The sequence below is a fragment of the Derxia lacustris genome, from assembly GCF_002105195.1.
Classification (GTDB): Bacteria; Pseudomonadota; Gammaproteobacteria; order Burkholderiales; family Burkholderiaceae_E; genus Derxia; species Derxia lacustris.
Genome location: NZ_MUHU01000023.1, coordinates 13,213 through 37,428 on the forward strand (window position 1 = coordinate 13,213; position 24,216 = coordinate 37,428).

General features: G+C 70.0%; 23 protein-coding genes. 10 read left to right on the forward strand and 13 right to left on the reverse strand.

Annotation, left to right across the window (positions count from 1 at the left end):
* Positions 1 to 19 precede the first annotated feature (19 nt).
* The 3 genes from catA to B9P64_RS15680 form a co-directional block, all read right to left on the reverse strand.
* Positions 20 to 919 carry a catechol 1,2-dioxygenase gene (gene catA / locus B9P64_RS15670; protein WP_085317020.1) on the reverse strand — a complete coding sequence of 300 codons (900 nt, stop codon included), beginning with the start codon at positions 917 to 919 and terminating at the stop codon, positions 20 to 22.
* Positions 920 to 980: 61 nt separating this feature from the next.
* Positions 981 to 1,271, reverse strand: a complete 291-nt coding sequence (catC, locus tag B9P64_RS15675) for a muconolactone Delta-isomerase (protein WP_085317021.1) — start codon at positions 1,269 to 1,271, stop codon at positions 981 to 983.
* A gap of 56 nt (positions 1,272 to 1,327) precedes the next feature.
* The gene (locus B9P64_RS15680; RefSeq protein ID WP_085317022.1) at positions 1,328 to 2,455 is read right to left on the reverse strand and encodes a muconate/chloromuconate family cycloisomerase; all 1,128 of its coding nucleotides are present in this window, start codon (positions 2,453 to 2,455) and stop codon (positions 1,328 to 1,330) included.
* Positions 2,456 to 2,555: 100 nt separating this feature from the next.
* Here B9P64_RS15680 and B9P64_RS15685 point away from each other — a divergent pair, with 100 nt between their 5' ends.
* A complete protein-coding gene (locus B9P64_RS15685; RefSeq protein WP_085317023.1) occupies positions 2,556 to 3,482 on the forward strand; it encodes a LysR family transcriptional regulator in 927 nt (308 codons plus the stop codon).
* Between the two features lie 43 nt (positions 3,483 to 3,525).
* Here B9P64_RS15685 and B9P64_RS15690 read toward each other — a convergent pair whose 3' ends face one another.
* The 9 genes from B9P64_RS15690 to B9P64_RS15730 all read right to left on the reverse strand — a co-directional run bounded on the left by B9P64_RS15690 (position 3,526) and on the right by B9P64_RS15730 (position 12,837).
* Entirely contained in the window at positions 3,526 to 4,260 is a 735-nt protein-coding gene (locus B9P64_RS15690) for an ABC transporter ATP-binding protein (protein ID WP_085317024.1), read from the reverse strand.
* Complete coding sequence (locus B9P64_RS15695; protein ID WP_085317025.1) at positions 4,257 to 5,042, reverse strand: ABC transporter ATP-binding protein; 786 nt, start codon at positions 5,040 to 5,042, stop codon at positions 4,257 to 4,259. Before B9P64_RS15695 ends, B9P64_RS15690 begins: the two co-directional genes overlap by 4 nt.
* Positions 5,039 to 6,073: a branched-chain amino acid ABC transporter permease gene (locus tag B9P64_RS15700; protein WP_085317026.1), complete on the reverse strand. Its 1,035-nt coding sequence runs from the start codon at positions 6,071 to 6,073 to the stop codon at positions 5,039 to 5,041. The genes B9P64_RS15695 and B9P64_RS15700 overlap by 4 nt, the downstream gene beginning before the upstream one ends.
* 11 nt (positions 6,074 to 6,084) lie before the next feature.
* The gene (locus B9P64_RS15705) at positions 6,085 to 6,963 is read right to left on the reverse strand and encodes a branched-chain amino acid ABC transporter permease (RefSeq protein WP_085317027.1); all 879 of its coding nucleotides are present in this window, start codon (positions 6,961 to 6,963) and stop codon (positions 6,085 to 6,087) included.
* 11 nt (positions 6,964 to 6,974) lie between these two features.
* Positions 6,975 to 8,165 (reverse strand): ABC transporter substrate-binding protein, encoded by a 1,191-nt coding sequence (locus B9P64_RS15710; RefSeq protein WP_085317028.1) that lies wholly within the window; start codon positions 8,163 to 8,165, stop codon positions 6,975 to 6,977.
* 80 nt (positions 8,166 to 8,245) lie between these two features.
* Positions 8,246 to 9,100, reverse strand: a complete 855-nt coding sequence (locus B9P64_RS15715; RefSeq protein ID WP_085317029.1) for an alpha/beta fold hydrolase — start codon at positions 9,098 to 9,100, stop codon at positions 8,246 to 8,248.
* A complete protein-coding gene (locus B9P64_RS15720) occupies positions 9,081 to 10,676 on the reverse strand; it encodes a benzoate-CoA ligase family protein (RefSeq protein WP_085317030.1) in 1,596 nt (531 codons plus the stop codon). The genes B9P64_RS15715 and B9P64_RS15720 overlap by 20 nt, the downstream gene beginning before the upstream one ends.
* 121 nt (positions 10,677 to 10,797) lie before the next feature.
* Positions 10,798 to 12,363, reverse strand: coding sequence for a 3,4-dehydroadipyl-CoA semialdehyde dehydrogenase (locus tag B9P64_RS15725; RefSeq protein WP_085317031.1), 1,566 nt, complete (start codon positions 12,361 to 12,363; stop codon positions 10,798 to 10,800).
* 6 nt (positions 12,364 to 12,369) lie between these two features.
* Entirely contained in the window at positions 12,370 to 12,837 is a 468-nt protein-coding gene (locus tag B9P64_RS15730) for a 4-hydroxylaminobenzoate lyase (RefSeq protein ID WP_085317032.1), read from the reverse strand.
* 163 nt (positions 12,838 to 13,000) lie between these two features.
* Between B9P64_RS15730 and B9P64_RS15735 the strand changes: the two genes are divergently transcribed.
* From B9P64_RS15735 to B9P64_RS15775, 9 genes are all read left to right on the forward strand, one after another.
* On the forward strand, positions 13,001 to 13,960 hold the full coding sequence (locus tag B9P64_RS15735; RefSeq protein ID WP_085317042.1) for a helix-turn-helix transcriptional regulator: 960 nt from the start codon (positions 13,001 to 13,003) through the stop codon (positions 13,958 to 13,960).
* Between the two features lie 314 nt (positions 13,961 to 14,274).
* On the forward strand, positions 14,275 to 15,930 hold the full coding sequence (boxC, locus tag B9P64_RS15740; protein WP_085317033.1) for a 2,3-epoxybenzoyl-CoA dihydrolase: 1,656 nt from the start codon (positions 14,275 to 14,277) through the stop codon (positions 15,928 to 15,930).
* Between the two features lie 25 nt (positions 15,931 to 15,955).
* Complete coding sequence (gene boxB, locus B9P64_RS15745; RefSeq protein ID WP_085317034.1) at positions 15,956 to 17,386, forward strand: benzoyl-CoA 2,3-epoxidase subunit BoxB; 1,431 nt, start codon at positions 15,956 to 15,958, stop codon at positions 17,384 to 17,386.
* A 33-nt stretch (positions 17,387 to 17,419) separates the two neighbouring features.
* A complete protein-coding gene (boxA, locus tag B9P64_RS15750; RefSeq protein ID WP_085317035.1) occupies positions 17,420 to 18,640 on the forward strand; it encodes a benzoyl-CoA 2,3-epoxidase subunit BoxA in 1,221 nt (406 codons plus the stop codon).
* Positions 18,641 to 18,642: 2 nt separating this feature from the next.
* Positions 18,643 to 19,437, forward strand: a complete 795-nt coding sequence (locus B9P64_RS15755) for an enoyl-CoA hydratase-related protein (protein WP_085317036.1) — start codon at positions 18,643 to 18,645, stop codon at positions 19,435 to 19,437.
* Positions 19,434 to 20,960 carry a 3-hydroxyacyl-CoA dehydrogenase gene (locus tag B9P64_RS15760; RefSeq protein WP_085317037.1) on the forward strand — a complete coding sequence of 509 codons (1,527 nt, stop codon included), beginning with the start codon at positions 19,434 to 19,436 and terminating at the stop codon, positions 20,958 to 20,960. The genes B9P64_RS15755 and B9P64_RS15760 overlap by 4 nt, the downstream gene beginning before the upstream one ends.
* Entirely contained in the window at positions 20,957 to 21,763 is an 807-nt protein-coding gene (locus tag B9P64_RS15765) for an enoyl-CoA hydratase/isomerase family protein (RefSeq protein ID WP_085317038.1), read from the forward strand. The genes B9P64_RS15760 and B9P64_RS15765 overlap by 4 nt, the downstream gene beginning before the upstream one ends.
* Positions 21,760 to 22,203, forward strand: a complete 444-nt coding sequence (locus B9P64_RS15770) for a MaoC family dehydratase (RefSeq protein ID WP_085317039.1) — start codon at positions 21,760 to 21,762, stop codon at positions 22,201 to 22,203. The genes B9P64_RS15765 and B9P64_RS15770 overlap by 4 nt, the downstream gene beginning before the upstream one ends.
* A 15-nt stretch (positions 22,204 to 22,218) precedes the next feature.
* The gene (locus tag B9P64_RS15775) at positions 22,219 to 23,232 is read left to right on the forward strand and encodes a zinc-dependent alcohol dehydrogenase family protein (RefSeq protein ID WP_085317040.1); all 1,014 of its coding nucleotides are present in this window, start codon (positions 22,219 to 22,221) and stop codon (positions 23,230 to 23,232) included.
* Here B9P64_RS15775 and B9P64_RS15780 read toward each other — a convergent pair.
* Entirely contained in the window at positions 23,229 to 24,140 is a 912-nt protein-coding gene (locus B9P64_RS15780; protein ID WP_085317041.1) for a helix-turn-helix transcriptional regulator, read from the reverse strand. The genes B9P64_RS15775 and B9P64_RS15780 overlap by 4 nt on opposite strands.
* Between the last annotated feature and the right edge of the window lie 76 nt (positions 24,141 to 24,216).

Genomic DNA, 24,216 nt, shown 5'->3' on the forward strand with positions numbered 1-24,216 from the left:
TCCCCTGGGTGAAACCGGATCAGGCGGCGGCGCGCAGGCGCTCGAAGTCGGTGCGCGGCGCGGCAGCCACTTCGGCATGCAGGTCGAAGTCGAATTCGATCTCATGGCAGAGCTGGTCGACGCCATAGGCCGGCAGCGATTCGGCACGCCTGATCGGCGGCACCAGGCCGTCGCGGGTGCCGAAGGCGAAGTCGTCCCAGAGGTGGGGATCGCTCTCGATGTTGATCTGCGTGGTCAGCTTGCGAAAGCCGGGCGCGGTCACGAAGAAATGGATGTGCGCCGGACGATGGCCGTGGCGGCCGAGCGCGGTGAGCAGCCGTTCGGTCGTGCCGCCCGGGGGCACGCTATAGCCCACCGGCATGATGGTGCGGAAGCTGTAGCGGCCTTCGGCATCGGTGACGATGCCGCGGCGCAGATTGAATTCGGCCTGGTTCTTGTCGAAGTGCGAGTAGTTGCCGAGATGGTTGGCATGCCAGGCCTCGACCAGCGCGCCCGCGACCGGCTTGCCGTCGCTGCCGCGCACCACGCCATGCATCACCACGATGTCGCCGGGCTGCGTCCCGTCGTCGAGCCGCGCATGGCCCTGGGCGACCGGCGCGCCGGCCACGTAGAGCGGGCCTTCGATGGTGCGCGGCGTGCCGCCAGCCAGACCGGCCCTGGCTTCGGCCTCGTCCATGCGCAGATCGAGGTAGTGCTCAAGCCCGGTGCCGGCCGCGATCAGGCCAAGCTCGGGGCCGGCTTCGGCCAGAAAATTGAGGCCCGACCAGAACTCGCCGGGCTGGATGTCGAGGTCTTCGATGGCCAGCATCAGGTCGCCGAGCAGGCGGTTCACGACGGTCTTGATGCGTTCGTCGCCGGGGCCGGTGACGCCGGTGCTGGCGAAGCGGGCGACGAGTGCGTCGATGGTCTTGCGGTCCATGAGTGTCTCCTCTTGAGTGCTCTGTGGCGGTGGGTAAAAGGCGGGTTGCGGCGCGGCCGTCTCAGCGGTCGTCTTCGCGGATCGAGGACGGATGGCGGCACAGCGCCGTCACCTCGATCTGCATGTAGGGAAACAGCGGCAGCGTCGAGATGAGCTGGTGCAGCTCGTCCACGCTGTCGACATCGAAAACGCTCACGTTTGCGTAGCGGCCGGCCACGCGCCACAGATGGCGCCACTTGCCGCTGCGTTGCAGGCCTTGCGCGATCTCGCGCTCGGTCTTCTTGAGGGCGTCGGCCTCGGCTGCTGCCATGTCGGCCGGCAGCCGCACATCCATTTCCACCTTGAACAGCATGGGAAGTCCTTCCGGGCCCGGTGCGCGGGTCCGCTTGCGGATTGAAGGGGGAGCGATCAGCGGTCGCGGCGCAGCCGGGCCAGCTTTTCCTCGTCGATGTCGATGCCGAGGCCGGGCCGGCGCGGAATCGCGAGCGCGAAGTCGCGGTACTCCAGCGGCTCGCGCAGGATTTCCTCGGTGAGCAGCAGCGGCCCGAACAATTCGGTGCCCCAGGCCAGCTCGTGGAAGGTGCTGAAGAGATGGGCCGAGGCCAGCGTGCCGACGGCGCCTTCGAGCATGGTTCCGCCGTAGAGGTCGATGTTGGCGGCCTTGGCGATGGCGGCCACCTGGGCCGCGCCGATCAGTCCGCCCGACTGGTTGATCTTCACTGCAAAGATGTCGGCCGCCTGCATCTTTGCGACGGTGAAGGCGTCATGCGGGCCGTGCAGCGCCTCGTCGGCCATCACCGGCAGGATGTTGGCCTGGGTCAGGCGCTGGAGCCCTGCCTTGTCGTGCGCGGCGATCGGCTGCTCGACCATGTCGACGCCGGCGGCGGCCAGCATCGTCATGCCTTCGAGCGCCTGGGTCACGGTCCAGGCCTGGTTGGCATCGATGCGCACGCTGGCGCGGTCGCCGAGCGCGCGCTTGATCGCGGCCACATGACGCACATCGTCCTTCACCGGGCGCAGGCCGATCTTCAGCTTGAAGATGTTGTGCCGGCGCAGGTCGAGCACCCGCTCGGCCTCGGCGATGTCGCGGGCGGTGTCGCCGCTGGCCAGCGTCCAGGCCACCGGAATGCTGTCGCGCACCCGGCCGCCGAACAGGTCGCCGAGCGGCACGCCGAGGCGCCGGGCCTGGGCGTCGTAGAGCGCGGTTTCCACCGCGCAGCGGGCGAAGCGGTTGCCCTGGATGCGGTCGTCGAGCGTGGCCATCAGCCAGGCCACATCGCCCGCCGCCGCGCCCACCAGCAGCGGCGCGAAATAGCTGTCGATGTTGACCTTGATGCTCTCCGGGCTCTCCTCGCCATAGGCCAGGCCGCCGATGGTCGTGCCTTCGCCCCAGCCGACGATGCCGTCGTCGCTTTCGATGCGCACCAGCACGAGGGTCTGGTGATTCATGGTGGCGACCGACAGCCGGTGCGGGCGGATCGTGGGCACATCCACGAGCAGCGCTTCGACCGACAGAAGCTTGGCGTTTGAACTCATTCGAGCCGTCCGGCGTGTGATTGGGTGACGCCATGTTCGGCAAACGCGTGCGCCAGGTCCAAGACGGTTTTAGACTGGTTCAATACCTTCAAGGCATCGTATGGAACTGAGACACCTGCGCTACTTCGTGGCCGTGGCCGACGAGCAGAACTTCACCCGCGCGGCCGAGAAGCTGCACATCTCGCAGCCGCCGCTGAGCCGGCAGATCCAGGATCTGGAAGAGGAACTCGGCATGCCGCTTTTCGAGCGCGGCTCGCGGCCCTGCCGGCTGACCGAGGCCGGGCGCTTCTTCTACGCCCAGGCCACGCGGCTGCTCGAACAGGCCGATCAGGCGGTGCGCACCACGCAACGCGTGGCCCAGCTGGAACGCCGGCTGGTCATCGGCTTCGTGTCTTCCACGATGTACGGCGCGCTTCCACGACTGGTGCGGCTGTATCGCGCGGCGCGGCCACAGGTCGGTCTGGCGCTGCATGAAATGACCACGGTCGAGCAGCTGGAGGCGCTCAAGACCGGTCGGATCGATGTCGGCTTCGGGAGAATCCGACTTGACGATCCGGCGGTGAAGCGCGAGGTATTGCGCGAGGAAAGGCTGGTTCTGGCGATACCCAGCGAGCATGAACTGGCTGCCAGCACCGATCCGGTCAGCCTGGTCGAGGCGGCCCGGCACGAGAATCTGGTGTACCCGCGCCTGCCGCGGCCGAGCTATGCCGACCAGGTGCTGTCGCTGTTCCGCGACCTGGGCGTGCAGCCGGCGGCGGTGCACGAGGTGCAGGAAATGCAGATCGCGCTCGGGCTGGTGGCGGCCGGCATGGGCGTGTGCGTGGTGCCGGTCAGCGTGCACCGGCTGCGACCCGACGAGATCGTCTACCGGCCGATCTCCGAGCCGCAGGCGGTGTCGCCGATCATCATGAGCTCGCGGCTGCACGACAGCTCACCCGAGATCGGCGTGCTGCGCGGGCTCATCGACGACATCTATCAATGCCAACGCACGCTGGGCGAATGGGCGTCGTCGACACGCGACCGCTAGACCGGCGAGCAGTCGCGGCATCGGGGAGGGCGGCCGATCCCGGTCAGACGCCGAGATGGCGGTGCAGCTGCGCCGCGTCGGCGGCCAGCGCGGCCGACTCGCCCGCGACCGCCACCTGGCCCTTGTCGAGCACGACGCAGCGGTCGGTGTTCGCGAGTACCGCGCGGTAGTCGCGGTCGACGATGAGCGAGGCGATGCCGGTGTCGCGGATCGCCGCGATCACCTTCCAGATCTCTTTCACCACCAGCGGCGCGAGGCCTTCGGTCGCCTCGTCGAGGATGAGCAGATCGGGATTGGTCATGAGCGCGCGGCCGATGGCCATCATCTGCTGCTCGCCGCCCGAGAGCTGGCCGCCGCCGTGGTCGAGCCGCTCGGCCAGCCGCGGAAAGGTCGCGAGCACGCGGTCGAGCGTCCAGTCGCGGCGGCCGTCGGGGCCGGGGCGCGCGGCCATGACCAGGTTCTCGCGCACGCTCAGGTTCGGGAACACGCCGCGCCCCTCGGGCACATAGCCGATGCCGAGGCGTGCAATGCGCTCGGGCCGGGCGCGCGTCATGTCCTGGCCGGCGATGGTCACGCTGCCGCGCGCCGCGCGCACGAAGCCGAGCAGGCTGCGGATCAGCGTGGTCTTGCCCATGCCGTTGCGCCCGAGCAGGCCGAGACTCTGGCCGCGCGCGATGCCGATCGACACGCCGTGCAGCACATGGCTCTGGCCGTAGAACGAATGGATGCCGTCGGCGACGAGCAGCGGCGCGGCGACGGGTTCTGCAAGCGCGTTCATGCCGCCTCCACTTCATGGCCCAGATAGGCTTCCTGCACCGCCGCGTCGCGCCGGATTGCGTCGGGCGGGCCGCTCGCGATCACGCGGCCGTTGACCATCACCGTGATGCAGTCGGCGATGCGGAACACCGCGTCCATGTCGTGCTCGACCAGCAAAATCGCGTGGTCGCGCTTGAGGTCGGCCAGCAGCGCCAGCATGCGTTCGGTCTCCTCCGCGCCCATGCCGGCGAGCGGTTCGTCGAGCAGCAGCACGCGCGGCGCGGTTGCGAGGCACATCGCGATTTCGAGCTGGCGCTTCTGCCCGTGCGACAGCTCGGCCGCGCGGCGCCGCGCGACCGCGCCGAGGCCCACGCGCTCGATGACGGCGGCGGCGCGTTCGCGCGCAAGCCGGCAGCGCGCGGCCGGCGTGATCCAGTTCCAGGCCCGCTGCCAGCGCGATTGCGCCGCGAGCCGGCAGTTCTCGGTCACGTCGAACTCCGGAAAGATCGTGTTGCGCTGATAGCTGCGGCCGAGCCCCGCGCGCGAGCGGCGCGACTGGTGCCAGCCGGTGATGTCGCTGCCCTCGAAGACGATCTTTCCCGAGCTGGGCGGGAACTCGCCGGTCAGCAGGTTGATGAGCGTCGACTTGCCGGCGCCGTTGGTGCCGATGACCGCATGCACGCTGGCCGCGTTCACGGTGATGTCGACATGATCGACCGCGACCAGCCCGCCGAAGGCGCGCGTGAGTCCGGCCGCGATCAGCGCCGGCTGCCCGGCGTGCGTGTGATGGATGACGGGCTTCATGCCGAGGCTCCCGGCGCGCGGCGCGCCAGCCGGTTGACCAGGTCGCCCGCGAGATGGACCAGCCCGCGCGGCATCGCCGCCACGCAGGCGATGATCGCCAGCCCGAAACCGAGCTGCCAGTGGCGCGCGAAATCGCCGAACAGCGCCTCGCTCTGGAACAGCTCCTGCAGCGCCACGAAGGCGACCGCGCCCAGCACCGCGCCGCGCAGGCTGCCGAGCCCGCCGAGGATGCACATCACCAGCACCGCGCCCGACTGGTGCCAGCTCAGGCTTTCGGGGCTCACGAAGCCGTCCTTCACGGTCTGGAAGAAGCCGGCCAGCGCGGCCAGCACGGCGGCCAGCACGAAGATCGCGACCTTGTACGGATAGGTCGCGTAGCCGGTCGCGCGCATGCGGGTCTCGTTCACGCGCACGCCGGCCAGCGCGCGGCCGAAGCGGCTGTGCAGCACGAGGTTGAGGAAGACCAGCGTCGCGACCAGCGCCGCGAGCACCAGCCAGTAGAGCTGGGTGCGGTCCTCGGTATCGACCAGCGTGCTGCCGGCCACTTGCAGCAGCGGACGGAAGTAGAGATAGATGCCGTCGGTGCCGCCGGCCAGCCGGGTGTCGTGCGCGAGGTGGTAGGCCAGCTGCCCGAAGGCCAGCGTGACCATGATGAAGTAGATGCCCTGGGACCGGAGCGTGAGCAGCCCGACCACGAGCGCATAGCCGGCCGCCGCGAGCATGGCCGCGCCCGCCAGCGTCAGCAGCGCGCCCGGCCCGGCGTCGGACGCGAGCAGCGCCGGCACATAGGCACCGATGCCGAAGAAGGCCGCATGGCCCAGCGACACGAGGCCGCTGTGGCCGACGAGCAGTTCGAGGCTCACGGCAAACAGCGCGAGCACCAGCACCTTGAGCACGAGGTCGATCTGCCAGCCCGGCGCGAGCAGCGGCAGCGCGACCAGCGCCAGCAGCGCCAGTGCATCGAAGCTGCCGCGACCGAGCCTGAACCACGGCAGGCCCGGCGGCGGCACGGGGGAGGAAAGGGTGTTCATCGTGGCTCCGTTCAGAACTGCTTGACGAGGCCCTGGGGCTTCCAGAGCAGGATCATGGCCATCGCCACATAGACCAGCGCACCGGCCAGCGAGGGAAAGAAGACCTTGCCGAAGGTGTCGACGAAGCCGACCAGCAAGGCCGCGATCAGCGCGCCGCGGATCGAGCCGATGCCGCCGATCACCACCACGACGAAGCACACGATGAGCACCTGCGCGCCCATGTTCGGGTACACCGACGACACCGGCGCCGCGATCATTCCGGCAAAGGCCGCGAGCGCCACGCCAATCGCGAACACCACGCGGTAGAGCCGCGCGATGTCGATGCCCATGGCCTGCGCCATCGGTCGGTTGCTGGCGCCGGCGCGTACCTGCATGCCGAGCCGCGTGCGCGACAGCAGCAGATGCAGCGCCACGATCAGCGCCAGGCACACGGCCGAGATGAACAGCCGGTAGACCGGATAGGTCATCGTCTCGCCGAGGCTGATGCTGCCGGCGAGCCAGGGCGGCGGGCTCACGCCATGCACGTCGTTGCCGGCGATCAGGCTGCGCAGCTCCTCGAACACGAGGATCAGGCCGTAGGTCATCAGCACCTGCTGAAGATGGTCGCGCTGGTACAGAAAGCTGAAGAAGCACCACTCCAGCAGCGCGCCGATCGCGAGCGACAGCACCAGGCCGACCAGCAGCGTCAGGCCGAAGCCGCCGCCCATGCGCTCGACCACCGGCCCGAGCCCGAAGGCCAGATAGGCGCCGAGCATGTAGAAGCTGCCGTGCGCGAGATTGATGATCCCCATGATTCCGAAGATCAGCGTCAGCCCGCTCGCCACGAGGAACAGCAGCAGCCCGTACTGCACCGCGTTCAGGCTCTGGATGAGGAAGGTCGCCAAGTCCATCGCCGCGCCTTTTACGAAGCCGCGGGCATGCGGCAGCCGCGCGCCGGATCGGCGAGCGCCTTGATCGCCACGCCCTGCGACTTGTTCACGTTGCCGTCCACGCGGCGCAGATACACGTCCTGCACCGGGTTGTGCGCCTTGCTGAACACGAAGGCGCCGCGCGGGCTGTCGATCCTGGCGGCTTCCATCGCGGCGATGAGTTCGCGCCGCTTGCTCGCGTCGCCGCCCACGGCCTTGAAGCCGACCGCGAGCGCCTGCGCCGCGTCATAGCCCTGCACCGCGTACACGTCCGGTTGCAGCTTCCAGGTCTTGGCGTAGGCGAGGCGGAAGGCGTCGTCGCGCGGCGTGCCGAGCGCATCGGCGTAGTGCAGCGTGGTGAACATTCCCTGCGCCGATTCGCCCTGCGCTTCGAGCGTGCCGTCGGTGAGGAAGCCCGGGCCGTAGAGCGGGATCGTCTTGCCGAGGCCGGCGGCGGCGTAGTCCTTGACGAACTTGACCGCGCCCGCGCCGGCAAAGAAGGCGTAGACGGCATCGGGCTTGGCGGCCGCAATCTCGGTGAGGAGTGCCTGGAACTCGGCATTGGGGAAGGGCACGGTCAGGTCCTTCACGACCTCGCCGCCGCTCTTCTGCAAGCCTTCGGCGAAGCCCTTGACCGACTCGTCGCCGGCCGCGTACTTCCAGGTGACGGTGACGACCTTCCTGTGCCCGCGCTGGCCGACGACCGTGCCCATCGTGTAGGCCGGCTGCCAGTTGCTGAACGAGGTGCGGAAGATGTTCGGCGCGCACATCGGCCCGGTGATCGCGTCGGCGCCGGCGTTGGGGATGACCAGCAGCGTGCCGCTTTCCTTTGCCGCGCGCGCCATCGCCATCGCCACGCCCGAATGCACGGTGCCGACGATCACGTCGACCTGATCGCGCTTGATGAGCTTGCCGACGTTGTCCACCGCCTTCGACGGATCGGACTCGTCGTCGACGCGCACGTACTCGACCTCGCGGCCGCCGAACCTGCCGCCCTGTTCCTGCACCTGGAGCCGGAAGCCGTTCTCGATGGCGGTGCCGAGCGCGGCATAGGTGCCGCTGTAGGGCAGCATGAAGCCGACCTTGATTTTGGCCGGCGCGGTCTGCGCACCGGCAGCCGACGACAGCGACAGGCAGATCGAAAGGGCGAGCGCGGCTCGCCGGCGCCCGAAGGTGCTGGTCATGGTTGTCTCCTCTTGGGTGGCTTGGGTCGGCGGCCGGTCTGTGCCGGCTCGCCGGGGTGCGGCTTGCGTTGCGGTGGAAATCAGCAGGGCGGCGTGGCGCTTGCAACCGAGCCCACGCCGTGGCGGCGCAGGAAGGCGACCGCCGCGCGTTCGAGCGCGTCGGGCTGGTCGCGGTGCGGCGAATGGCGGCAGTCGGGGATTTCAAGCAGCTCGGTCTGCGGCGCGTACTTGGCGATGTCGCGGATCTGCGCCAGCGAGCCGTACTCGTCGTCGACGCCCTGCACCGCGAGCAGCGGGCAGGCGATGTGTGCCAGCAGCGGCTCGATGTTCCAGTCGCGGAAGGCCGGGTCGAGCCAGATGTCGTTCCAGCCGAGAAAGGCCGAGGCCGGATCGGCGTGATGCCTGGCGAGCTTGTGGCGCAGGTCGGTCGCATGCCAGGCGTCGCGCGCCTGCTCGATGCTGGCGATGGTCAGGTCCTCGACGAAGATGTGCGGCGCCACCGCGATCACGCCGCCGACGAGATCGGGAAACGTCGCCGCGTGGATCAGCGCGATCGAGCCGCCGTCGCTGTGGCCGAACAGCCAGGGCGGCTTGCGCGCGGCGTCGATGCCGACGGCCGCGAGCAGCTGCGGCAGCACCTCGACCGCTTGCACTTGCAGGAAGTCCGGCCCCCAGCGCTCGTCGGCCGGGCGCGGCGTCGATTGGCCGTAGCCGGCGCGCGACCAGACCAGCCCGCGCAGGCCGGCGGCGCGGCACAGGCGCTCGGGCCAGTCGCGCCACAGCGACAGCGAGCCGAGCCCTTCATGCAGAAAGACCATCGCCGGCGCGGCCGCATCGTCGACGCCGACCCATGCGGCCTCGACCTCGACCGCGCGGCCGGTCTGCGCCAGCGTCACGCGGAACGGCGCACGCGCGTCATTCAACGTGATGGACATCGTGGCTCTCCTGCTCGCGCAGCTTGAAGCGCTGGATCTTGCCGGTCGCGGTCTTGGGCAGCTCGGCCACGAATTCGAGATAGCGCGGGTACTTGAACGGCGCGAGCCGGTCCTTCACGAAGGCCTTCAGCTCGGCTTCGAGCTCGGGCGTCGCGGTCTTGCCGGCGCGCAGCACGACGAAGGCCTTGGTCTTGACGAGGCCGTCGCGGTCGATCTTGCCGATGACCGCGACCTCGAGTACCGACGGATGCTCGATCAGCGCGCCCTCGACCTCGAACGGCGAGACGTAGAGGCCGCTGACCTTGAGCATGTCGTCGCTGCGGCCGGCGTAGACGTAGTAGCCGTCGGCGTCCTGCAGGTATTTGTCGCCGCTGCGCAGCCAGTCGCCGAGGAAGGTGCAGCAGGTCTTCTCGCGGTTGCTCCAGTACATGAGCGCGCTGCTCGGGCCCTTGATGTAGAGGTCGCCGACCTCGCCGCGCCTGACCGGTTGGCCATCGTCGCCGCGCAGTTCGAGTTCGTAGCCGGGCACGGGCTTGCCGGTGGTGCCGTAGCGCAGGTCGTCGGCGCTGTTGCTCAGGAAGATGTGCAGCATCTCGGTCGAGCCGATGCCGTCGAGGATCTTGGCGCGGTAGCGCGCGGTGAAGCGCTCGCCGATGTCGCGCGGCAGCGCTTCGCCGGCCGAGGCGCAGACGCGGAGCGCGACCGTGGCCGGATCGGGCGCATCGGCCGAGGCGAGCATCGACGCGAACAGCGTCGGCACGCCGCAGAACACGGTCGGCCGGTGATCGACCAGGCGCTTGAACACGGCGGCCGGCGTGGGCCGGTCGGGCAGCAGCACGACGGTGGCGCCGGCGGTCAGCGGAAAGGTCAGGGAGTTGCCGAGGCCGTAGGCGAAGAACAGCTTCGCGGCCGAGAACACGATGTCGTTCTCGTTGAGCCTGAGCACCTGCTTGCCGTAGGTCTCGGCGGTCCACCACGGGTTGGCGTGGGTGTGGACCGTGCCCTTCGGCCGGCCGGTCGAGCCCGACGAATAGAGCCAGAAGCCGATGTCGTCGGGCCCGGTTGCGGCGGGCTCGATGCGCGGCAGCGCGGCCGCGACGAGCGAGCGGAAATCGTGGAAGCCCGGACCGTGACGCGTGGCCTCGGCGCCGTCGGCCGCGACGATCACATGCCGCACCTCGTGCTCGCCGGCGGCCATCGCCTCGCGGAAGATCGGCACCAGCGCATCGCAGGTGACGATGGCCTGGGCGCGCGAATGCCGCAGCATGTAGGCGTAGTCGCCGACGGTCAGCAGCGTGTTGACGGCCACCGGCACGACGCCCGCGTACATCGCGCCGAGGAAGGCGACCGGCCAGTCGCGCGTGTCGGGCAGCGCGAGCATCACGCGCTCCTCGCGCCGGATGTCGAGCTGGCCGAGCGCGGTCGCAAAGCGCCGGATGCCGTCGGCCAGGCGGCCGTAGCTCAGGCTGCCGCGGTCGTCGATGTAGGCCGGCTTGTCGGCGCGGCCCGCGTTCAGGTCGATCAGGTGCTGCGCGAAGTTGAACGCATCGGGCAAGGCGGCGTGCGGGTTGGACATGGCTCCTCCAATCTCTCTTTGGCTTGCGGTCCGGACCGGTCTGGCGCCGCTCTCGGGGTGCTGCATGGGATTTGCGATGCGCTCGTCCGGCGCCGGAGTGCGGCGGGCGAGCGCTGCGGCGTCAGGCGGAGGTGGCGAGCGGCGCGATCGCGTCGAGCACGCCGGTGGCGGCCTGGATTGCGCAGCGTCGGTGATAGAAGCCGAGCCCGCGCAGGCCGCCCAGTTCCTCGCCGCCGCCCGCGCGGCCCGGGCCGCCGTGCAGCGATTGCGGCATCACGTTGCCGTGGCCAGTGTGGAGCGATCCGGCCTCGGGCGACACGACATGCAGACGACCGTGCGCGTCGGCCAGTTCGAGGCAGCTCGCGCCGAGCGTGGCCGCGTCGGCGCCGTAGAGCGACGCGACCAGCGAGCCGCCGCCGCGCCGGATCAGCGCATGCGCGTCGGCGAGGCTGCGATAGGGCAGCAGCGTCGCGACCGGGCCGAACACTTCCAGATCGTGGACGAGGCTTGCGGCCTGCGGATCGCGCGCGCCGAGCAGCGTCGGGCCGACGCAGGCGGCGATGGCCGGATCGGCATCGACGAGTTCGTGCGTGGCGCCGTCGTGCAGCAGCTCGGCCACCTCGCGCAGCGCGGCGATGCCGTTGCGCACCGTCGCCGCCTGCTCGCGGCTCACGAGCGAGCCCATGCGCGTGGCTTCGTTGCGCGGATTGCCGACCTTGATCGCGGCGAGCTTCGCGCCGATGGCCTGCGCCGCCGCGTCGTAGTGCTCCGCCGGCACGAACACGCGGCGGATCGCGGTGCATTTCTGGCCCGCCTTCACCGTCATCTCGCGCACGACCTCGCGCACGAACAGGCCGAAGGCTTCGCTGTCGGGCGCGGCGTCGGGCATGAGCAGCGCCGAGTTCAGGCTGTCGGCCTCGACGTTGAGCCGCACCGACTGCTCGCGGAACGCGGGGTGCTGGCGGATGGTCGCGCCGGTCGCGGCCGAGCCGGTGAACGACACCACGTCCTCGCCGGCGAGCGCATCGAGCAACCCGGCCGAGCCGCCGCAGACGATGGACAGCGCGCCCGCGGGCAGCACGCCGGCCGCGATCACGTCGGCGACCATCTTCTGCGTGAGCCAGGCGGTTGCGGTCGCGGGCTTGACGATGACCGGCACGCCCGACAGCAGCGCGGGCGCGGCCTTTTCCCACAGACCCCAGGCCGGGAAGTTGAACGCGTTGATGAACAGCGCCACGCCGCGCAGCGGCAGCAGCACATGCTGCGAGCGGAAGCCGTCTTCCTTGCCGAGCTTCACCGCCGGCCCGTCGAGCAGCGCGCGCGCCGGGCCGAGCGCCGCGCCCGTCTTCGCGTACCAGCCGAGCGTGAAGATCGCGCCGTCGATGTCGACCGCGTTGTCGCCCCGGGTGCCGCCGGAGTTGGCGGTCGCGATGGCTTCGTACTCGGCGCGGTGCGCCTGCAAGACCTTGACGACGGCGCCGAGCATGGCCGCGCGCTCGCCGTAGGTCATTGCGCGCAACGCGGCGCCGCCGGTCTCGCGCGCAAACGCGAACGCCGCCGGCAGGTCGAGCCCGGCGTTCGACACGCGCACCAGTTCGTCGCCCGTCACCGGATCGAACAGCGCCGTGCCGGCGCCTTCGCCCGCGACCCAGCGGCCGCCGACGTGATTGGAAAGCAGTTCGCTCATGACGGCTCAGCTCCGGTGGAATTCGATGGCGCCTTCCGGCAGCAGATAGAGCACCAGCGCGCGTCCGCCCGAGACGGTCGGGCGGTGCTGGCTGCCCGGGCCGTAGACGACCCAGCCGGCGCCGTGGCCGTCGAAGCGCGCATCGCCGTCGAGCGGCATGACGAGATCGATCTCGCCATTGGGATGCGTGTGCAGCGGGCCGGCCAGATCGGTCATGTCGACCACGTCGACCGAGAAGCGGTGGGTCGCGTCGTCGGCCCTGAGGACGCGGCCGTACCTGAGGCCGCCGCCTTCGCGGTCGCACATCCAGCCTTCGGCGATGCCTTGCCGGCAGGCATCGAGCACGGCGCGGTAGCCGGGGCTGGCCGGACCCAGCTCGGCATTGAGCCGGGCCGCCAGCGCCGCATCGAGCGGCGCGCCGGAAAGGGTGGAAGTGATGCCCTGAATCAGTGTGCGAAACTCTTCGACTGCCATTTGAGTGCCTTGCGCGAGTGGATTCGACGCTGGCAGCCCCTTGGTTTATGCAAGATACTGCCTGTCGTTCGCTGCAATTTAGGGCCTTGGTTTGAGATGCGTCAAGCACTATAGTGCATAAACCGATCAGGATTCACCCTTGCTCCCGCGCCCCGCTCCCGTGCTGAATTCCTCCCGCCCCGATACGAATGGCGCCACCGCGCCGCTGGCCGGCGCCACCGAGCCCGAGGGCAACGGCCGCGCCGAACGCGATCCCTTCCTCGTCGCGCTCGGCGAGCGGGTGAAGGTGCTGCGCGCGCGCAAGGGCATGCCGCGCCGCGTGCTGGCCGAGACCGCCGACGTGTCGGAGCGCCATCTCGCCAACCTGGAAACCGGCCTCGGCAACGTGTCGGTGCTGGTGCTGCGCCAGGTGGCACAGGCGCTCGAATGCCCGATTGCCGAACTGCTCGGCGACGAGACCACGTCGAGCGCCGAATGGCTGCTGATCCGCGACCTGCTGCACGGCCGCGACGCCGCCGACCTGAGCCGCGCGCATGCGGCGCTCAGCGGCCTGTTCGGCGAGCCCTCGCCCGAGGCGCGGCGCAATCACCGCATCGCGCTCGTCGGCCTGCGCGGCGCGGGCAAGTCCACGCTCGGCCGAATGCTCGCCGAGGCGCTGAACTGGCCCTTCATCGAGCTGAGCCGCGAGATCGAGCGCATCGCCGGCTGCACGCCGAGCGAAATCCACGCGCTCTACGGCGCCAACGCCTACCGCCGCTACGAGCGCCGCGCGCTCGAAGAGGCCATCGAGATCTATCCCGAAGCCGTCATCGCGACGCCGGGCGGCATGGTGTCGGAGGCCGCCACGTTCAACGTGCTGCTCGCGCACTGCTTCACGCTGTGGCTGCGCGCCCAGCCCGAGGAGCACATGAACCGCGTGCTCGCCCAGGGCGACATGCGGCCGATGTCGAACAACGCGCAGGCGATGGAGGATCTGAAGCTGATCCTCGCCGGGCGCGAGGCCTTCTACGCCAAGGCCGATCTCACCTTCGACACGAGCGGGAAGACCGTCGCGCAGACCTTCGACGGCCTGAAGGCGGCGGTCGGCGCGGCTTTGCCGGGGACGGTTTCGGCGCTGCGCTGAACCGCGCGACCCCAGGCGTCCGGCAAGTCCGATCCGGGAATGGGACGCGGCCGCCGCGCGCCATTCCGACGCACCGATTCTGACCGACAAGCCCGCGCAACCACGCGTCGCGCTGCAACGGGCAACGCTGTCCGGCCAACCGCGGACCCGCCCTCGATTCGAGGGACATCCCTCACCCGCAACTGCACTATCCTGCTTGACGACATGCACAACAGTGCAGCATATTGCGCCTAACGAACGGCGCACTGCACTATTTTGCATGTAGCGCCTCGACTTACGGATCGGCCTTCCGGCCATCTCAACAAGGAGCGCGCATGAGCCACGATTCCCGCGTCGATTACCAGATCGACCCGAGCCACTACAAGCACTGGAAGGTCAGCTACGACGGCTCCATCGCCACGCTCGCGATGGACACGGCCGAGGACGGCGGCCTGCGCCCCGGCTACAAGCTCAAGCTCAATTCCTACGATCTCGGCGTCGACATCGAGCTGCACGACGCGCTTCAGCGCATCCGTTTCGAACACCCCGAAATCCGCACCGTGGTGCTGACCAGCGCCAAGGAACGCATCTTCTGTTCGGGCGCCAACATCTTCATGCTGGGTCTGTCGTCGCACGCCTGGAAGGTCAACTTCTGCAAGTTCACCAACGAGACGCGCAACGGCATCGAGGATTCCAGCCGGCATTCGGGCCTCAAGTTCCTCGCCGCGATCAACGGCGCCTGCGCCGGCGGCGGCTATGAAGTGGCGCTCGCCTGCGACCACCTGCTGCTGGTCGACGACCGGTCCTCGGCCGTGTCGCTGCCCGAAGTGCCGCTGCTCGGCGTGCTGCCCGGCACCGGCGGCCTGACCCGCGTCACCGACAAGCGCCGTGTCCGCCACGACCACGCCGACATCTTCTGCACCACGACCGAAGGCGTGCGCGGCCAGCGCGCCGTCGACTGGCGGCTGGTCGACGAGATCGCCAAGTCGGCGGTCTTTGCCGATGCGGTGAAAACGCGCGCCCTCGCGCTCGCCGAACAGAGCGACCGCCCGGCCGACGCCCAGGGCGTCAAGCTCGTGCCGCTCGATCGCGGCATCGACGAGAAGGGCCTGCACTATGAATTCGTCGATGTGCAGATCGACCGCAGCAAGCGCCACGCGACCTTCACCGTGAAGGCCCCGAGCGCGCCGCAGCCGACCGAGATCGACGCCGTCGTCGCCGCCGGCGCGCACTGGTGGCCGCTGCAATTCGCGCGCGAACTCGACGACGCCATCCTGTCGATGCGCACCAACGAGCTCGACATCGGCACCTGGATCTTCAAGACCGAAGGCGATGCCGCCGCCGTGCTCGCCGCCGACGCGACCCTGCTCAGGCACGAGAGCCACTGGTTCGTGCGCGAGACGCTCGGGATGCTGCGCCGCACGCTGGCGCGCATCGACGTGTCGTCGCGCTCGATCTTCGCGCTGGTCGAGCCGGGTTCGTGCTTCGCCGGCACGCTGCTCGAACTCGCGCTCGCCGCCGACCGCAGCTACATGCTCGCCGCCGGCGACATCTCGAACGCCGCCTTCCTGACGCTCGACGCGACCAACTTCGGCCGCTATCCGATGGTCACGGGCCAGGCGCGCATCGCCCGCCGCTTCTACGAGGAAACCGGTCCGCTCGACGCGGCGCGCGCCGTCATCGGCGAGCCGGTCGATGCCGACACCGCCAACCGCCTCGGCCTCGTCACCGCCACGCCCGACGAACTCGACTGGGCCGACGAGGTGCGCATCGCGCTCGAGGAGCGTGCCGCGCTGTCGCCCGATTCGCTCACCGGCCTCGAAGCCAACCTGCGCTTCAACGGCCCCGAGACGATGGAGACGCGGATCTTCGGCCGCCTCACCGCCTGGCAGAACTGGATCTTCGTGCGGCCCAACGCCTCGGGCGAAAAGGGCGCGCTGAAGCTCTACGGCAAGGGCGAGAAAGCCCAGTTCGACCTCAACCGCGTCTGACCCCATCACAGCACAGGAGACCGCCATGTCCGCCGTCATCGATTACAGCGAACGCATCCCCAACAACGTCGATCTGTCCAGCGACCGCACGCTGCAACGCGCGCTCGAACACTGGCAGCCCGGCTTCCTCAACTGGTGGGGCGACATGGGCCCGGACGGCTCGAAGAATTTCGACGTCTATCTGCGCACCGCCGTCAGTGTCGATCCGCAGGGCTGGGCCCAGTTCGGCCACGTCAAGATGCCCGACTACCGCTGGGGCATCTTCCTGAATCCGAAGGAGGAGGGCCGCAAGGTCAACTTCGGCGAGCACCTCGGCGAAGCCGCCTGGCAGGAAGTGCCGGGCGAGCACCGCGCCAACCTGCGCCGCATCATCGTCACGCAAGGCGATACCGAGCCGGCCTCGGTCGAGCAGCAGCGCCATCTGGGCCTGACCGCGCCCTCGCTCTACGACCTGCGCAACCTGTTTCAGGTGAATGTGGAAGAGGGCCGCCACCTGTGGGCGATGGTCTATCTGCTGCACCGCTACTTCGGCCGCGACGGTCGCGAGGAAGCCGATGCGCTGCTCGAGCGCCGCTCGGGCGACCAGGACCATCCGCGCATCCTCGGCGCGTTCAACGAGAAGACGCCGGACTGGCTCAGCTTCTTCATGTTTACGTACTTCACCGACCGCGACGGCAAGTTCCAGCTCTGCGCGCTGGCCGAGTCGGGCTTCGATCCGCTGGCCCGCACCAGCAAGTTCATGCTGACCGAGGAAGCGCACCACATGTTCGTCGGCGAGTCGGGTGTGTCGCGCGTGATCCAGCGCACCGTCGACGTGATGAACCAGCTCAAGACCGACGACGTGGCCAAGCTGCGCGCCGCCGGCGTCATCGACCTGCCGACAATCCAGCGCTACCTCAACTTCCACTTCAGCGTGACGATCGACCTGTTCGGCGCCGACGAGTCGAGCAATGCCGCGATCTTCTACAACTCGGGCCTCAAGGGCCGCTACGAGGAAACCAGGCGCGGCGACGACCACCGTCTGCAAGGTGCCTCGTACAAGGTGCTGCAAGCCCTGGACGGCAAGCTGACCGAGAAGGATGTGCCGATGCTCAACGCGCTCAACGAAGTGCTGCGCGACGACTACATCAAGGACAGCGAATCGGGCGTGCAGCGCTGGAACCGCGTCATCGAGAAGGCCGGCATCCCGTTCCGCCTGACCACGCCGCACAAGGCCTTCAATCGCCGCATCGGCGCGCTGTCGAACGTGCGCGTCGCGCCGGACGGCCGCGTGGTCAGCGAAGCCGAATGGAACGCCAACGTCGACGACTGGCTGCCGAGCGTCGAGGACCGCGCCTATGTGGCCTCGCTGATGGGCCGCTGCGTCGAGCCGGGCAAGTTCGCCAACTGGATCGCGCCGCCGGTCATGGGCATCAACAAGCAGCCCGTCAACTTCGAGTACGTGCGCTTCGCCTGATCGCAACCTTGCCCGTCACCGCAGGACCCCGACATGAACGCACCCTTGCCCGACGTGCTCAAGCAGCACCTCATCGATCCCGAAATCTGCATTCGCTGCAACACCTGCGAAGACATTTGCCCGGTCGATGCGATCGAGCACGACAGCCGCAACTACGTCGTCAAGGCCGACGTCTGCAACGCGTGTGGCGCGTGCATCTCGCCCTGCCCGACGGGCGCCATCGACAACTGGCGGCTGATGCTGAAGGTCGACGCCTTCAGCCTCGCCGACCAGTATTCCTGGGACGAACTGCCGCCCGACCAGCCGCCGCTCGACGCGGCCGGCGAGGTGCTGGTGGCGGAACAACCGGTCGTGCTCGAACAGCTGCAGGACGAGCCGAAAAGCTCGCGCCGCGCACCGTGGTCGGCCGCGCATCCCTATGTGAATCTGTACGGCCAGCAGCAGCCGGCCGTGGCGACGGTGGCCGGCAACTACCGCGTCACTGGCGAGGACTGCGACAGCGACGTGCATCACATCGTGCTCGACTTCGGCACCGGCTTCTTCCCGGTGCTCGAAGGCCAGTCGATCGGCGTGATCCCGCCCGGCACCGATGAAAAAGGCCGCGCCCATTACGCGCGCCAGTACAGCATCGCCAGCCCGCGCGACGGCGAGCGGCCGGGCTACAACAACCTGTCGCTGACCGTGAAGCGCGTGACCACCGATCACGCGGGCAAGCCGGTGCGCGGCGTGGCCTCGAACTATCTGTGCGACCTGAAGAAGGGCGACGCGGTGCAGGTGATCGGCCCGTTCGGCAACAGCTTCCTGATGCCGAATCACCCGGGCTCGAACCTGCTGATGATCTGCACCGGCACCGGCTCGGCGCCGATGCGCGCGATGACCGAGCACCGGCGCCGCGAGGGCGCGCGCAACACCGGCCGGCTGATGCTGTTCTTCGGCGCGCGCACCCAGGCCGAGCTGCCCTACTTCGGCCCGCTGATGAAGCTGCCGAAGGACTTCATCGACGTGAATCTCGCGCTGTCGCGCGCGCCCGGCGAGCCGCGCCGCTATGTGCAGGATCGCCTGCGCGAGCGCTCGGCCGACGTGGCCGCGCTGCTCAAGAGCGCCGACACCTGCCTCTACGTCTGCGGCCTGCGCGGCATGGAAGCCGGCGTGCTCGACGCGCTGCGCGACATCTGCGCCGCCCACGGCCTGGACTGGGGCGCGACCGCGCAGGCGATGCAGGCCGAGGGCCGCATCCATCTCGAAACCTACTGAGGATGACCGCGATGGAGACAGTCGCACTCGCCGTCGATGAACGCGGCGTGGCCCGGCTCGACATGAACCGGGCCGAGGTTTTCAACGCCTTCGACGAAACGATGATTGCCGAGCTGGCCGCGAGCTTCGACGAGCTGGGCCGGCGCGACGATGTGCGCGTGGTGGTGCTCGGCGCGCGCGGCAAGGCCTATAGCGCCGGCGCCGACCTGCAATGGATGAAGCGCCAGAGCGCGAACGACGAGGCGACCAACCGCGCCGACGCGCGCCGCTTCGCCGAGATGATGCGAGCCGTGGCCGAGTGCCCGAAGCCGACCGTCGCCCGCGTGCAGGGCTCGGCCTTCGGCGGCGGCGTGGGGCTGATGGCGGCCTGCGACATCGTCGTCGTGGCCGAGCACGCGCGCTTCGCGGTCAGCGAGGCGAAGTTCGGGATTCTGCCGGCGGTGATCGGGCCTTATGTGGTGAATGCGGTCGGCGTGCGGCAGGCGCGGCGGCTCGCGCTGACGGCGACGCCAATCGATGCGCGCGAGGCGCTGGCGCTGGGGCTTGCGCATCGCGTGGTGGCGGCCGATGCGCTCGACGCGGCGGTCGATGCGGTGCTTGCCGAACTGCTCGGCAACGGGCCGGGCGCGCAGGGCGAGATCAAGCGGCTGTTCGCGCAGCTGGAGGTCGGGCCGATCACGGCCGAGGTGCGCGAGCTGACTGCCGCGACGATCGCGCGCGTGCGCTCGACCGACGAGGCGCGCGAAGGCTTTGCCGCCTTCCTCGACAAGCGCCGCGCCAGCTGGAGCCGCGCATGAACGCCGACGCCACGATGATTGTTGGCGTGATCGGCGCCGGCACGATGGGCGCGGGCATCGCGCAGATTGCGGCGGTCGCCGGCCATGTCGTGCGGCTGCACGATGCGCGCGAGGGCGCGGCCGGCGAGGCGATCCGCCGCCTCGGCCAGACCTTCGACACGCTGGTCGGCAAGGGCCGCATGACGCCCGAAGCGGCGCAGGCGGCGCGCGGCCGGCTGGTCGCGGCGAGCGGGCTCGGCGACCTGGCCGATTGCGGCCTCGTCGTCGAGGCCATCGTCGAGAACCTCAAGGTCAAGAACGATCTCTTCCTCGCGCTCGAAGCCATCGTCGCGCCCGACGCGATCCTCGCGACCAATACGTCGTCCATTTCCGTGACGGCAATCGGGCGCGGGCTCGCGCATCCGGAGCGACTGGTAGGCATGCACTTCTTCAACCCGGTGCCGCTGATGAAGCTGGTCGAGATCGTCTCGGGCCTTGCGACCGACGCGACCGTGGCTGAGCGGCTGCTGGCGCTCGCGGCGCGCTGGGGCAAGACGCCGGTGCGCGCGCGCTCGACGCCGGGCTTCATCGTCAATCGCATCGCGCGGCCGTTCTATGCCGAGGCGCTGCTGCTGCTCCAGGAGTCGCGCGCGACGCCCGAGGTCATCGACGCGGCGCTGCGCGCGGCGGGTTTCCGCATGGGGCCGTGCGAGCTGATGGACCTGATCGGCCATGACGTGAACTTTGCGGTCACGTCATCGGTGTTCGAGGCCTTCCATTACGACCGGCGCTTCCAGCCGTCGATCGTGCAGCGGGAGCTGGTCGAGGGCGGGCGCTTCGGGCGCAAGAGCGGGCAGGGCTTCTATCGCTACGGCGAGGGTGGGGCGGAACGTGACGCGACAGCCGCCGCGTCGCCCGCCGGCGCCTTGCCCCGCGCGGCCGTCGTCCACGGCGACGGCGAACTCGCCGGGCGCATCGCGGCGGCGCTGACTGCGGCCGGCTGCGTGGTCGAGCGCCGCGCCGGGGCCGACACCGGCATCGCCGCCGACGGCCTGAATCTCTGGCTCACCGACGGCCGGCCCGCGAGCCAGCGCGCCGCCGCCGACCGTCATCCGGCGACCGCCGTGTTCGACGAGCCGCTGGCCGCGTCCGGCGCGCTCGCCTTCGCCTGCGCGCCCGGCTGCGACGACCGCCAGCGCCAGCTCGCCGGCGCGCTGCTCGCGAGTCTCGGCCATGCGCCGGTCGAGATCGGCGATGCGCCGGGCCTCGTCGTCGCGCGCACCGTCGCGATGCTGGTCAACGAAGCCGCCGACGCCGTGCAGCAGGGCGTCTGCGCCGAGGCCGACGCCGACATCGCGATGAAGCTCGGCACCAACTACCCGGCCGGGCCGTTCGAATGGCTGGCGCGGCTCGGCGCGCGCCGCGTGGTCGGGCTGCTCGATGCGCTCGCCGCCACGGCCGGCCCGGAGCGCTACCGCGCCAGCCCCTGGCTGCGCGAGCGCGTCTGGTCGCGCGCCAGCGTCGCCCAGGAGGCCTGCGCATGAGCCCGCGCCTGCTCCCGCTCGACACCGAGGATTTCCGCGTCGAGATCGCCGACGGCATCGCCCACGTCGTGCTCGGCCGCCCCGGCGCCATGCCGGTCACCGACGCGCGCGGCCACGGCGAACTGGCCCGCATCTGGCGCCTGCTCGACGCCGATCCCGAGGTGCGCGCCATCCTCGTGCGCAGCGAGGGCAAGGGCTTCTGCGCCGGCGGCACGCCCGAACTCGTCGCGGCGCTGGTCGAGCACGAGGCCGACCGGCTGCGCGTGATGCGCGAGGCGCGCGAGCTCGTCGTCGGCATGATCGATTGCGACAAGCCCATCGTCTCGGCGATCAACGGCGCGGCGGTCGGCGCGGGCTTGGCGGTCGCGCTGCTGGCCGACGTGTCGGTCGCGGTGCGCGGCGCGAAATTGATCGACGGCCACACCAGGCTCGGCCTCGCAGCCGGCGATCACGCGGTCGCAATCTGGCCGCTGCTGACCGGCATGGCGCGCGCCAAGCAGGCGCTGCTGCTCTGCGACACCATCACCGGCGAGGAGGCCGAGCGCATCGGTCTCGTCAGCCGCTGCGTCGAGGCGGATCAGCTCGACGCCGTCACGCGCGACCTCGCGGCACGGCTCGCCGCATCGAGCCCGACCGCGATGGCCTGGACCAAGCGCACGCTCAACCACTGGCTGCGCGCCGCGCTGCCGGCCTTCGAGCATTCGCTCGCGCTCGAAATCCTCGGCTTCGCGGGCCGCGACGTGCGCGAGGGCCTTGCCGCGCTCGCCGAACGGCGCGCGCCCGACTTCAAGGGACACGCATGAACTTTTCCGACCTTCACGCCGGCCAGGTCATCGAGCACGGCCCGGTCTCGCTCACCGAGGACGAGATGATCGCCTTCGCGCGCGCCTACGACCCGCAGTGGTTCCACGTCGATGCCGAGCGCGCGCGCGCCGGCCGCTGGGGCGGGCTGATCGCGAGCGGCTGGCAGACCTGCGGCCTCGCGATGCGGCTTGCGACCGAAGCCGTGCTGTCCGATTCCGAGTCCTTCGGCTCGCCCGGCCTTGCGTGGCTGCGCTGGCCGTCGCCAGTGCGCGCGGGCGACCAGCTCACCTTCCGCGCCGACGTGATCGAGGCGCGCGTCTCGGCCAGCAAGCCCACGCTCGGCATCGTGGTCTGGCGCTGGCGCCTGCTCGCCGACGAGGGCCGCGAAGTGCTCGACCTCGAAGCCACGAGCTTCTTCGACCTCGGCCCCAGGCCGTAAACCGGGAGAACCGCGATGCGCGTCTGGCAGGTCGAAGGCCAATGGTCGATGGACAACGTGAAGCCGGCGCTGCGGCCCGACCCGCAGCCGGGCCCGCGCCAGATCCGCCTTGCGATGCGCGTCTGCGCGCTCAACTACCGCGACCTCGTCGTGCCGCTGCGCGGCTACGGCGCACGCATGAAGGAACTGCCGCTCGTCATGCTCTGCGACGGCGTCGGCGTGGTCGATGCGGTCGGGCCGGGCGTCACGCGCTTTGCCGTCGGCGACCGCGTCTGCCCGACGTTGTTCCCGCGCTGGATCGACGGCCCGCCCGACAGCACCAAGCTGTCGCTCAGCCTCGGTTCCGAGCTCGACGGCACGCTCGCCGAGGCGATGGTCGTGGACGAGGACGCGGCCTGCGCCGTGCCCGCGCACCTCACCGACGCCGAGGCCGCGACGCTGCCGACCGCCGCCGTCACCGCCTGGCATGCGCTCGTCACCGAGGGGCGGCTCGCGCCCGGCGACACGGTGCTGGTGCAGGGCTGCGGCGGCGTCTCGCTGTTCGCGCTGCAATTCGCGCACATGCTCGGCGCGCGCGTCATCGTCACCTCGTCGTCCGACGAAAGACTCGAACGCGCGCGGGCGCTCGGCGCCGACGCCGGCATCAACTACGTGAGCGATCCGGACTGGAGCAAGCGAGTGCGCGAGCTGTCGGGCGGGCGCGGCGTCGATCAGCTCATCGAGGTCGGCGGCAGCGGCACGCTCGCGCAATCGCTGCGCGCGGTGCGCACCGGCGGCACGGTGAGCCTGATCGGCGTGCTGGCCGGCGCCGAGCTGACCGGCTCGCTCGGCCTTGTCGTCACGCGCCATGTGCGGCTGCAGGGCATCACCGGCGGCAGCCGCGCCGACTTCGAGGCGATGGCGGCGGCGATTGCCGCGCACGGCATGCGGCCGGTCGTCGACCGCGTGTTCGACTCGGGCCAGCTGCTCGAGGCGCTCGCGCTGCTGCGCAGCGGCCGGCAGTTCGGCAAGATCGCGCTGCGCGTCTAGAGCAGCGCCGCGACGGCCCGCACCACCTGCAAGGCATCGAGCCGCGTCGTGTCCACGCTGTGGTCGGCCATCGAATACAGGTCCTCGCGCGCGGCGAGCGTGCGGGTGATGTTGCTCATCGCGTCGTGGCGCAGCCGGGGATTGGCGATGCGCGCGTCGTTCTGCGCCAGCACCCGCGCGAAGTGATGCCCGGCCTCGGCCTTGAGCCACACGGTCTTGAAGTGGCGCAGCAGCAGCTCGTAGGTCGGGCGCTCGGCCACGATGCCGCCGGCCGTCGCCAGCACCATCGAGCGATGCGTGCTCAGCACGCGGTCGAGGCAGCGCCGCTCGAACTGCCGGAAGCCGGTCTGGCCGTAGAGCGTGAAGATCTCCTCGACCTTCAGGCCGGCCTCGCGCTCGACCTCGCGGTTCATCTCCAGGAAGGGAATCTCCAGCCGCTCGGCCAGCAGCGCGCCGACGGTGGACTTGCCCGCGCCGCGCAGCCCCACGAGCGCGATGCGTCGCTCGCCGTCCATCGGCTGGCTCGCGTATTCCTCGACCAGCCAGCGCCGGATGCCGGGAAGCCGTTCCGCCGGCTGATGGCGCAGGAACTCGTGGATGAGCGCCAGATCGTCGTCGGCGCGGCCCTCGGCCACGAGCTGCGAGACCGGGCAGCTCAGCGCCTGCGCGAGCTTGTCGAGCAGCAGCACCGAGACATTGCCTTCGCCGCCCTCGATGCGCGCGATGTGCGGCAGCGACACGCCCGACTGCTCGGCGAGCTGGCGCCGCGTCATGCCGCGCTCGGCGCGCAGATGGCGCAGGCGCTGCGCGAGCCGTTCGAGCAGCGGCGCGTCATCGTTGCAGTCGGTTGGCTTTCGGTCGGAGGGCTCGGCGCCGGCGGCCGGCAATGCGGGCTTGTACGAAGTCATATCAGATGTGATAGCCGTCAATCGTCAAAGTATCTTTTAGCATTCTCTCGCACCGGCAGCAGACCGGCCCACAGCA

Coding starts and splice junctions, on each gene's coding strand:
- B9P64_RS15720 (WP_085317030.1), bottom strand. CDS start 10,676: ATGTCCAACCCGCACGCCGCCTTGCCCGATGCGTTCAACTTCGCGCAG.
- B9P64_RS15710 (WP_085317028.1), bottom strand. CDS start 8,165: ATGACCAGCACCTTCGGGCGCCGGCGAGCCGCGCTCGCCCTTTCGATC.
- B9P64_RS15700 (WP_085317026.1), bottom strand. CDS start 6,073: ATGAACACCCTTTCCTCCCCCGTGCCGCCGCCGGGCCTGCCGTGGTTC.
- B9P64_RS15730 (WP_085317032.1), bottom strand. CDS start 12,837: ATGGCAGTCGAAGAGTTTCGCACACTGATTCAGGGCATCACTTCCACC.
- B9P64_RS15690 (WP_085317024.1), bottom strand. CDS start 4,260: ATGAACGCGCTTGCAGAACCCGTCGCCGCGCCGCTGCTCGTCGCCGAC.
- B9P64_RS15760 (WP_085317037.1), top strand. CDS start 19,434: ATGAACGCCGACGCCACGATGATTGTTGGCGTGATCGGCGCCGGCACG.
- B9P64_RS15775 (WP_085317040.1), top strand. CDS start 22,219: ATGCGCGTCTGGCAGGTCGAAGGCCAATGGTCGATGGACAACGTGAAG.
- B9P64_RS15755 (WP_085317036.1), top strand. CDS start 18,643: ATGACCGCGATGGAGACAGTCGCACTCGCCGTCGATGAACGCGGCGTG.
- boxA (WP_085317035.1), top strand. CDS start 17,420: ATGAACGCACCCTTGCCCGACGTGCTCAAGCAGCACCTCATCGATCCC.
- catA (WP_085317020.1), bottom strand. CDS start 919: ATGGACCGCAAGACCATCGACGCACTCGTCGCCCGCTTCGCCAGCACC.
- boxC (WP_085317033.1), top strand. CDS start 14,275: ATGAGCCACGATTCCCGCGTCGATTACCAGATCGACCCGAGCCACTAC.
- boxB (WP_085317034.1), top strand. CDS start 15,956: ATGTCCGCCGTCATCGATTACAGCGAACGCATCCCCAACAACGTCGAT.
- B9P64_RS15705 (WP_085317027.1), bottom strand. CDS start 6,963: ATGGACTTGGCGACCTTCCTCATCCAGAGCCTGAACGCGGTGCAGTAC.
- B9P64_RS15695 (WP_085317025.1), bottom strand. CDS start 5,042: ATGAAGCCCGTCATCCATCACACGCACGCCGGGCAGCCGGCGCTGATC.
- B9P64_RS15770 (WP_085317039.1), top strand. CDS start 21,760: ATGAACTTTTCCGACCTTCACGCCGGCCAGGTCATCGAGCACGGCCCG.
- catC (WP_085317021.1), bottom strand. CDS start 1,271: ATGCTGTTCAAGGTGGAAATGGATGTGCGGCTGCCGGCCGACATGGCA.
- B9P64_RS15765 (WP_085317038.1), top strand. CDS start 20,957: ATGAGCCCGCGCCTGCTCCCGCTCGACACCGAGGATTTCCGCGTCGAG.
- B9P64_RS15715 (WP_085317029.1), bottom strand. CDS start 9,100: ATGTCCATCACGTTGAATGACGCGCGTGCGCCGTTCCGCGTGACGCTG.
- B9P64_RS15780 (WP_085317041.1), bottom strand. CDS start 24,140: ATGACTTCGTACAAGCCCGCATTGCCGGCCGCCGGCGCCGAGCCCTCC.
- B9P64_RS15725 (WP_085317031.1), bottom strand. CDS start 12,363: ATGAGCGAACTGCTTTCCAATCACGTCGGCGGCCGCTGGGTCGCGGGC.
- B9P64_RS15680 (WP_085317022.1), bottom strand. CDS start 2,455: ATGAGTTCAAACGCCAAGCTTCTGTCGGTCGAAGCGCTGCTCGTGGAT.
- B9P64_RS15685 (WP_085317023.1), top strand. CDS start 2,556: ATGGAACTGAGACACCTGCGCTACTTCGTGGCCGTGGCCGACGAGCAG.